Source organism: Isoptericola sp. NPDC057391 (genome assembly GCF_042668085.1).
Lineage (GTDB): Bacteria > Actinomycetota > Actinomycetes > Actinomycetales > Cellulomonadaceae > Isoptericola.
In genome coordinates, this window is the sequence record NZ_JBHVBO010000176.1 from 1 (window position 1) to 8571 (window position 8571).

The 8571-nt window shown below is 73.3% G+C and carries 7 protein-coding genes and 1 tRNA gene; 4 read left to right on the forward strand and 4 right to left on the reverse strand.

The genetic code is table 11. The annotated features are described in order from the left end of the window. Positions 1-585 precede the first annotated feature (585 nt). Both ACFUVW_RS17400 and ACFUVW_RS17405 read right to left on the reverse strand, forming a co-directional pair. A complete protein-coding gene (locus tag ACFUVW_RS17400; RefSeq protein WP_430572574.1) occupies positions 586-1071 on the reverse strand; it encodes a RidA family protein in 486 nt (161 codons plus the stop codon). Next, complete coding sequence (locus ACFUVW_RS17405) at positions 1071-1235, reverse strand: DUF4177 domain-containing protein (RefSeq protein ID WP_139820690.1); 165 nt, start codon at positions 1233-1235, stop codon at positions 1071-1073. Before ACFUVW_RS17405 ends, ACFUVW_RS17400 begins: the two co-directional genes overlap by 1 nt. A 128-nt stretch (positions 1236-1363) precedes the next feature. On the opposite strand from ACFUVW_RS17405, the gene ACFUVW_RS17410 reads away from it, so the two are divergent. The 4 genes from ACFUVW_RS17410 (at position 1364) to ACFUVW_RS17425 (ending at position 6246) form a co-directional block, all read left to right on the forward strand. Continuing rightward, positions 1364-3751, forward strand: a complete 2388-nt coding sequence (locus ACFUVW_RS17410) for a transglycosylase domain-containing protein (RefSeq protein WP_430572575.1) — start codon at positions 1364-1366, stop codon at positions 3749-3751. Continuing rightward, a complete protein-coding gene (locus ACFUVW_RS17415; protein WP_430572576.1) occupies positions 3736-4677 on the forward strand; it encodes a metallophosphoesterase in 942 nt (313 codons plus the stop codon). The genes ACFUVW_RS17410 and ACFUVW_RS17415 overlap by 16 nt, the downstream gene beginning before the upstream one ends. Positions 4678-4770: 93 nt before the next feature. Beyond that, a tRNA-Pro gene (locus tag ACFUVW_RS17420) sits at positions 4771-4847 on the forward strand. A 151-nt stretch (positions 4848-4998) separates the two neighbouring features. Beyond that, a complete protein-coding gene (locus ACFUVW_RS17425; protein ID WP_430572577.1) occupies positions 4999-6246 on the forward strand; it encodes an NAD(P)/FAD-dependent oxidoreductase in 1248 nt (415 codons plus the stop codon). Here the strand turns inward: ACFUVW_RS17425 and ACFUVW_RS17430 are convergent. Together ACFUVW_RS17430 and ACFUVW_RS17435 are read right to left on the reverse strand one after the other, a co-directional pair. Continuing rightward, the gene (locus tag ACFUVW_RS17430) at positions 6236-7663 is read right to left on the reverse strand and encodes a UDP-glucose dehydrogenase family protein (RefSeq protein WP_430572578.1); all 1428 of its coding nucleotides are present in this window, start codon (positions 7661-7663) and stop codon (positions 6236-6238) included. The genes ACFUVW_RS17425 and ACFUVW_RS17430 overlap by 11 nt on opposite strands. Beyond that, the coding region (locus tag ACFUVW_RS17435; protein WP_430572579.1) for a phosphotransferase family protein at positions 7660-8571 on the reverse strand (912 nt) is incomplete at its 5' end. The genes ACFUVW_RS17435 and ACFUVW_RS17430, both read right to left, overlap by 4 nt.

Genomic DNA, 8571 nt, shown 5'->3' on the forward strand with positions numbered 1-8571 from the left:
GCCCCAGGGGGCCCTCCACTTCGGGACTTCTACGACCCGGCGAAGAACGCCCCTCCCGCCTGCTCTGCTGTCATCTTGCGGCCTTTGATGCTCGACGACGACGCGACCCTCGCTACAGCGTCGTCCGCCATGCAGTTCGAGGTAGCGGCACGCCGCGTTTGGTCGGGGTGAGCGCGCGCTCCCTCGTGGTGGGGGATCTGCTGGTGCTGTACCCCGACCGGGGCGCCGTCCCCGCCGCTACCTGCCGCCGTCGAGCTGGTGTCGCTGCCGGGAGCCGGTCACCCTCCTGCTGACGCCCGAGCCACTGTCGCCGTCGAGCACGAGCCGATTCCAGCGGGCGGCCCCGCGACCCTCTCCTGGTCCGGCCAGGGACCGTACGACGCGCTGCGCGCCGTCACCACCGTCGTCGAGAGCGTTTGAGGTAGCGACGCGCGAGACGGTGCAGGAGCGGGTGGGGACGAGGTCCTTCGCCAGGTCGTAGAAGTCCCGAAGTGGAGGGCCCCCTGGGGCCCGTGAACGCGACCTGGCGAAGGACCTCGTCCCCACCCGCGGCCGCAACCTGGAGGAAGCGACCGACACCACAGATCAGCCGGCGAACTCCACCAGAAGTTCGACCTCGACAGGAGCGTCGAGCGGAAGCACCGCGACCCCCACGGCAGAGCGCGCGTGCACGCCCGCGTCGCCGAAGATGTCGCCCAGGACGTTCGACGCGCCGTTGATGACGCCGGGCTGGCCGGTGAAGGACGGGTCGGAGGCGACGAAGCCCGTCACCTTGACGACGCGCGCGCCGTCGAGCGTGCCGACCAACGACCGGACGGCGGCGAGGCCGTTGAGCGCGCAGGTGCGCGCCAGGTCGGTGGCGGCGTCGGGAGAGACGAGGCCGTCCCCCTCCCCCACCTTGCCGGTGACCGACAGCTTGCCGTCGACGAACGGCAGCTGGCCGGCGGTGTAGACGTAGTTCCCGGAGCGGACGGCGGGGACGTAGCTCGCGACGGGCGCGGCGACGTCGGGCAGGGAGATGCCGAGCTCGGCGAGGCGTGCCTCGGGCGAGGCGGCGTCGGTGGTGCTCATCACTGACCGCCGGAGGGCCGCTTGAGGTAGGCGACCAGGTTGGTGCTGTCGGGGCCGGGGACGACCTGGACGAGCTCCCACCCGTCGGCCCCCCATTGGTCGAGGATCGCCTTGGTGTTGTGGATCAGCAGGGGGATGGTCGCGTACTCCCACGTGGTAGCCATGCCGCGATCGTAACCAGCGACCGCTCCTGCCGCCGTCCCCTCGCTCCCACGACGGGTCCACACGATCTGCACAGCGGGACCGGCGTCGTGGCCGTGCCGCCTCAGGCACAGCCCGTACCCTGGTGGGCATGGCCAAATCCGACCCTCGCCGCATCACGCGCACGATGCCGGCGACGCAGCTCGTCGCCCTGCTGCTCGCGTTCGTCCTGGCGGCCGGTGTCGGCGGCGTGCTCGCCGCCGGGCTGGTCATCCCCGCGGTCGCGGGCGTGAACGCGGCAGCGGACAGCACCGTCGAGATCTACGACGAGGTGCCGGCGGAGCTGGAGCCGCGGCCGATGTCGCAGCAGTCGCGCATCTACGCCGCCAACGGGAAGCTGCTCGCCACGTTCTACGCGCAGAACCGCATCGTGGTGCCGCTGGAGGAGATCTCCGAGCCGATGCAGCACGCGGTGATCGCCATCGAGGACGAGCGCTTCTACGAGCACGGCGGCATCGACGTGCAGGGCATGACGCGCGCGCTGGCCAACAACGTGGCCGGCCACGCCACGCAGGGTGCGTCGACGCTGACGCAGCAGTACGTGAAGAACATGCTCATCGACCAGGCGCTGCAGGACGGCGACCAGTTCGGCGTCATCAAGGCGAGCGAGGACTCGATCTCCCGCAAGCTCACCGAGGCGAAGATGGCCATCTCCCTCGAGAAGACGATGAGCAAGGACGAGGTGCTGCAGGGCTACCTCAACGCCGCGCAGTTCGGCTCGCGCAGCATCTACGGCGTCGAGGCCGCGGCCCGCTACTACTTCGACAAGCACGCCTCGGAGCTGAGCGTCGTCGAGGCCGCCACGATCGCCGGCATCACCAAGTCGCCGAGCCGCTTCGACCCCACGGTGAACCCGGAGGAGGCCAAGGAGCGCCGCGACCTGGTGCTGCAGAACATGTGGAAGCTCGGGTACATCTCCACCGAGGAGCGCGACGAGGCGAAGGCCGCGTCGATCAAGAAGACGCTCGACGTCAACCCGACGGAGATCGGGTGCGCCGCCGCCGGCGACGCCGCGTTCTTCTGCGACTACGTCACCAAGGAGATCGTCAACAACCCCGTGTTCGGCGAGACCAAGGCGGAGCGTCAGCAGCTGCTGTACCGCGGCGGCCTCGAGATCCACACCACGCTGGACCCGAAGAAGCAGAAGGCGGCCGCCAAGTCCGTCAAGGACGCCGTCCCCGCGGGCGACTCGAGCGGCCTGCAGTCGGCGATCGCCTCCGTCGAGCCCGGCACGGGCAAGATCATCGCGATGGCGCAGAACATCCCGTACACGCCGGCCGAGGGCGGGAAGAACACGACCCGCGTGAACTACGCGGCGGACCCGACGCACGGTGCGTCGCGCGGCTTCCAGGTCGGCTCGAACTTCAAGCCGATCGTGCTCGCCGAGTGGCTCAAGGAGGGCCACACGCTGAGCGAGCGCGTGAACGCGACGAAGGTGGCGCGCTGGCCGCAGAACTTCCAGACGCCGTGCGTGGGCCAGCTGGGCGCGGCCGAGCCGTGGGCTCCCGCGAACTCGGAGGGCGTCGAGGTCGGCTACATCTCCGCGCTCGAGGCGACGTACGAGTCGGTCAACACGGCGTACGCGGCGATGGGCTACCAGCTCAACCTCTGCGACCTGCGCGACACGGCCTGGGACATGGGCTTCCGCCCGACCAACTCCAGCGACGGCAAGGTCACCTCGCCCGAGAAGGAGGACATCGACATCTTCGCGCCGATGATCATCGGCACGCAGGAGTCGACGCCGCTGTACATGGCCGCCATGTACGCCACGCTCGCCAGCGGCGGCACGTACTGCTCGCCGGTCGCGATCACCAGCGTCAGCGGCCCCGGCGGCAAGGAGTACGACGTCCCGGACGCGAACTGCGACAAGAACGCCCTCCCGGAGAACGTCGCGAACACGGTCGTGTACGCGATGGAGAAGGTCTTCTCCGGGACGGGCACGGCGCGCCAGCTGGGCGGGCTGGCCGACGGTCGCCCGGTCGCCGGCAAGACCGGTACCTCCCAGCTGTCGGCCCAGACGTGGTTCACCGGCTTCACCCCGAACCTGTCCACGTCGGTGTGGGTCGGCAACGCCGACAAGCCGAACGAGGACCACACCAGCGGCAACGTGGTGAACGGTCAGTACCACCGCATCCTGTACGGCTCCACGATCGCCGCCCCCGCCTGGAAGCAGTACATGGACCAGGCCGTCAGCGACCTGCCCGTCAAGGACTTCGGTGCGCCGGACCCGTCGATGGTCGGTGTGTCGGCCCCGCCGCCGAGCACGCCTGACGACGGCGGGGACGACTCGTCCGACGAGGGTGACGGCGGCGACGACCAGGGCGACGACGACGGCGACAAGCCCAAGGACGACGGGGGCAACGACCGCGGCGGCAACGGCAACGGCAACGGCAACGGCCGTGCCGACGCGGAGGCCGCCTGGGACGCCGTCCAGAACGGTGACTGGGAGTCGCTCGGCGACGCGTGGGGCGACAACTGACCCCCGGCTGGCAGGTCGCGGGCGGGCTCGTCGCCGCCGGCGTCGCGGGCCTCGGCTACGCCCACCTGGAGACCAAGCTGTTCACGGTCCGCCGGGCCACGGTGCCGGTGCTGCCCGCGGGCGAGCCCGACCTGCGGGTGCTGCACGTGTCCGACCTGCACCTCACGCCGTCGCAGGGCCGCAAGATCGCCTGGGTGCAGTCGCTGGCGGAGTACGAGCCGCACCTCGTGGTGAACACGGGTGACAACCTGGCCCACCGCGACGCCCTCGGCCCGCTGCTCGAGGCGCTCACCCCCCTGCTCACGACCGCGCCCGGCGCGTTCGTCATGGGGTCGAACGACTACTACGCCCCCGTGCCGAAGAACCCGGCGCGGTACCTGAAGCGTGACACCCGCATCGTGCACACGCGCCCGGCCGAGCTGCCGTCCGAGGAGCTGGCCGGCGCGATGGTCGCCGCCGGCTGGCGAGACCTCGGCAACCGGCGCGACACGGTCGAGGCCGACGGTCGCCTCCTGTCCCTCGTGGGCGTGGACGACCCGCACCTCGACCGTGACGACTTCCCGCCGCCGTCGGCCCCGGCCGACGGTGCGCCGGACGACGCGGTGCTGCACCTCGGCGTCACGCACGCCCCGTACCGGCGCGTCCTGGACCGGATGCACGCCGACGGCGCGGACGTCGTCCTCGCCGGTCACACGCACGGCGGGCAGCTGCGTCTGCCGGGCGTCGGCGCGCTCGTCACGAACTGCGACATCGACCGGCGACGGGCCAGCGGCCTGCACGGCTGGCCCGGTCCGCGGCCCGACGAGGTGGGCGGCGCGGGCTCCGCGTGGCTGCACGTGTCCGCCGGCGCGGGCACCTCGCCGTACGCCCCGGTGCGGTTCGCGTGCCGCCCGGAGGCGACGTTGCTCACGTTCACCGCCCGGTAGCCGGATCTCGTTTTCGTCCAGGCCGGATCGTCGGCTATTCTGGGCAGGCTTCCGCACGAGGACGACCGTCCTGAGGCGTGGGAGCAAGTCCTTCGGGGTGTGGCGCAGCTTGGTAGCGCGCTTCGTTCGGGACGAAGAGGTCGCAGGTTCAAATCCTGTCACCCCGACCAGCCGAGAGGCCCTCTGATCAGCGGAAACGCTGGCCAGGGGGCCTCTCGTCGTCTCCCGGCCGAGAGGCCGTTGCCCAGACGGTCGCCAGCAGCGAGGAACTGTGGCACCGTCGGCCTCGGCAGCCCTCGTCCCCGCTGGTCAGGAGTCACCATGCCCGCGTCGTCCACCGCACCTGTCGTCGTCGTCGGAGGGGGCCTGGCCGCCGCCCGGGCCGTGGAGTCCGTCCGCGAGCAGGACCCGGACGTCGACCTCGTCGTGGTCACCAACGAGGGGCACCGCCCGTACGAGCGCCCGCCGCTGTCGAAGGACTACCTGCGGGGCCAGGCGGAGCCCGACGTCATCTACCCGCTCCCGGCCGGCTGGTGGGACGACCACGCCATCGACCTGCGCACCCTGACCACCGTCGTCGACCTCGCCCCCGGCGACCACGAGGTGACGTTCGCCGACGGCTCCACGCTCGGCTACTCGACGCTGCTGCTCGCGACCGGCTCGACCCCGCGCGCGCTCCAGGTGGCGGGGCGCAGCCTCATCGGCGTGCACACCCTCCGCACGGTCGACGACGCGGACCTGCTCGCCGGGCTGCTCCTGCCCGCGTCGCTCGAGGGCGAGGGCAAGGTGGTCGTCGTCGGGGACGGCTGGATCGGCACCGAGGTCGCCGCGTCCGCACGGATGCTCGGCCTGGACGTGTGCCTCGTCGGCCAGACCGAGCACCCCCTGCAGGCCACGCTCGGACCCGAGCTGGGCTCCCTGTACGGGAAGCTGCACCACGACCGCGGCGTCCTGCGCCACCGGGGCGACGTCGTCACGTTCACCGGCGAGTCCGGGCGCGTCAACGGGGTCGAGCTCGCCGACGGCACCCACCTGGAGGCCGACCTCGTGGTGATGGGCGTGGGCGTGACCCCCAACGTCGGCATCGCGTCGGCCGCGGGGATCGAGCTGCGCTCGCGAGACCTCGGCGGCGGGATCGCCGTCGACGGCACGCTGCGCACCTCCGCCCCCGACGTCTTCGCCGCCGGCGACATCGCGTCCGTCCCGTCGCCGCACTACGGCCGCCCGCTGCGCGTGGAGCACTGGGCCGTGGCGCAGGACACCGGCGCGCACGCCGGCCGCGCCATGCTCGGCGACGACGCCGCCTACGACGTCCTGCCCTACTTCTTCAGCGACCAGTACGACGTCGGGATGGAGTACAAGGGGTTCGTCGACCCCCGCGCGGGCGACACCGAGGTCGTGATCAGCGGCTCGACCGACGACCGCGAGCTCGTCGCGTTCTGGCTGCGCGACGGCGAGGTGCAGGCCGGCATGGCCGTCAACGTGTGGGACCGCATGGACGACGTCGAGGAGCTCATCCGCTCCCGCCGCCGGGTCCCCCGCGCCGAGCTGGAGGCGTTCACGGGCTGACCGTCGCCGGGCCGACGGCCGGGCGGCCGAGGGCGCGCACCCGCCAGCCGGCGGCGGCCCAGCGGTCGGCGTCGAGGGCGTTGCGACCGTCGACGACGACGCGGCGCGCGGGCTCGAGCGCGGCCGGGTCGAGGTCCCGGAACTCCTGCCACTCGGTGAGGTGCAGCACCAGGTCGGCGCCGGTGACGGCGTCCTCCACGGTGTCGGCGTAGCCCAGCGTCGGGAACGTGCGGGCGGCGGTGGCGTTGGCGCGCGGGTCGAACACGCGCACGTGCGCGCCCTGCAGCTGCAGCTGGGCGGCGACGTTGAGGGCGGGCGAGTCGCGCACGTCGTCGGTGCCGGGCTTGAACGCCGCGCCCAGGACGGCGATGCGCCGCCCGAGCACGCTGCCGCCGCACTCCTCGACGGCGAGCGCGACGGCACGCGACCGGCGCCGCATGTTGATGGTGTCGACCTCGCGCAGGAACGTCAGCGCCTGGTCGACGCCGAGCTCGCCGGCGCGGGCCATGAGCGCGCGGATGTCCTTGGGCAGGCAACCGCCGCCGAAGCCGAGGCCCGCGCTCAGGAACTGGTGCCCGATGCGGGCGTCGTGCCCGATGGCGTCGGTGAGCGCGACGACGTCGCCGCCGGCCGCGTCGCACAGCTCGGCGATCGCGTTGGCGAACGAGATCTTCGTGGCCAGGAACGCGTTCGCGGCGACCTTGACCAGCTCGGACGTGGCGAGGTCGGTGACGAGGAACGGCACCCCGGCGTCGACGACCGGCGCGTACAGCTCGCGCAGCGCCTTCTCGTGCCGCGGGTCGGTGACGCCGACGACGATGCGGTCGGGCCGCAGCGTGTCCTCGACGGCGCGGCCCTCGCGCAGGAACTCCGGGTTCCATGCCACGCCCACCTCGACGCCCGCCGGCGCGAGGTCGTCGGCGAGGGCCCGCAGCCCGGCGGCGGTGCCCACGGGGACGGTGGACTTGCCCACGAGCAGCGCGTCGCCGCGCAGGTGCGGCACCAGCGCGGACACGGCCGCGGTGACGTGGCTCGTGTCGGCGGCCATCGAGTCGCGGCGCTGCGGCGTGCCGACGCACACGAAGTGCAGGTCGGCGAACGCGGCCGCCTCGGCCGGGTCGGTCGTGAACCGCAGTCGCCCGGCGGCGGTGTGCCGCTCGACGAGCTCCGCCAGCCCGGGCTCGTAGAACGGCAGCCGCCCGGCGGCCAGGTCGGCGATCTTCGCCGGGTCGGTGTCGAGGCCGAGCACGTCGTAGCCCAGCTCGGCCAGGCACGCGGCGTGCGTGGCGCCCAGGTAGCCCGTGCCGATCACGGTGACGCGCAGCGCGTCCCGCCCGGAGGCCGCCACGGCGTCGGCAGCGGTGTCGACAGCGGTGTCGGCGTCGACGGGGCTGGTGGTCGTGGTGGCGTGCGTCATCGGTCCTCCAGGGTGAGCAGGGTGGGCTCGAACGGCAGGGGCCGGTCGAGGTCGGTCAGCAGCGCGCCGGGCACGTCCCCGGGCGCCGGTCGGAAGGCGTACACCGCGGCGAGCCGCGCCCGGGCGGCGACGGCCCACGCGTGCAGAGCGCCGGCATCGGGCACGTCGCCGTAGCCGTCGACGACGGCGCGGGCCACGCGGGCGGCCCGCTCGGGCGGGCAGACGCCCTGGTGGGCGCGCAGCTCGAGGTGCACGAGCAGGTTGGCCAGGTCGAGCGCCGGGTGCGCGACGGCGGCGAGGTCCAGGTCGAGCAGGCCCACGCGCACTCCCCCGTCGGGCTCTGTGTCGACGAGCAGCTGCTTGTCGTGCAGGTCGCGGTGCGTGAGCACCGGCCGCGCCGCGGGCAGGGCCGCCAGCGCGGCGCGCACCCGCCGGACGACGGCGTCCGCGTCGGCCGTCGTCGTCGCGCCGTGGGCGGCGGCCAGCCCCCACCACCGGGCGACGACCGCGACCTCGGCGTCGGCGTCGTGCTCCGCGACACCCGACGGCGGCTCGTCCTGCAGCCGCCGCAGCCCGCGCCCGATCGCCCGGCCCGCGGCGTCGAGCACAGGGTCGAGCACGGCGTCGGGCGTGGCCGGGTCGCGCAGCAGCTCGTGCAGGGTGCGCCCGGGCAGCGGGGTGGTGGTGACGAACCCGTCGCCGCGGCCCACGACCTCCGGGGTGGCGAACGCCGCCCCCGGCACGACGACCGCCGCGGGCTCGCGGCCCGGGCGCGTCACCTTGGTGTACGTGCCGGACGGGTCGCGGACCACGCCGCGCCGGCCGGAGCGGTGCGCGACGAGCGTCGCCCCCGCGCGGACGCGTGCCGCGAGGCCGGGCAGGCGCGGGTCGGCGCCGCCGGGCTGCAG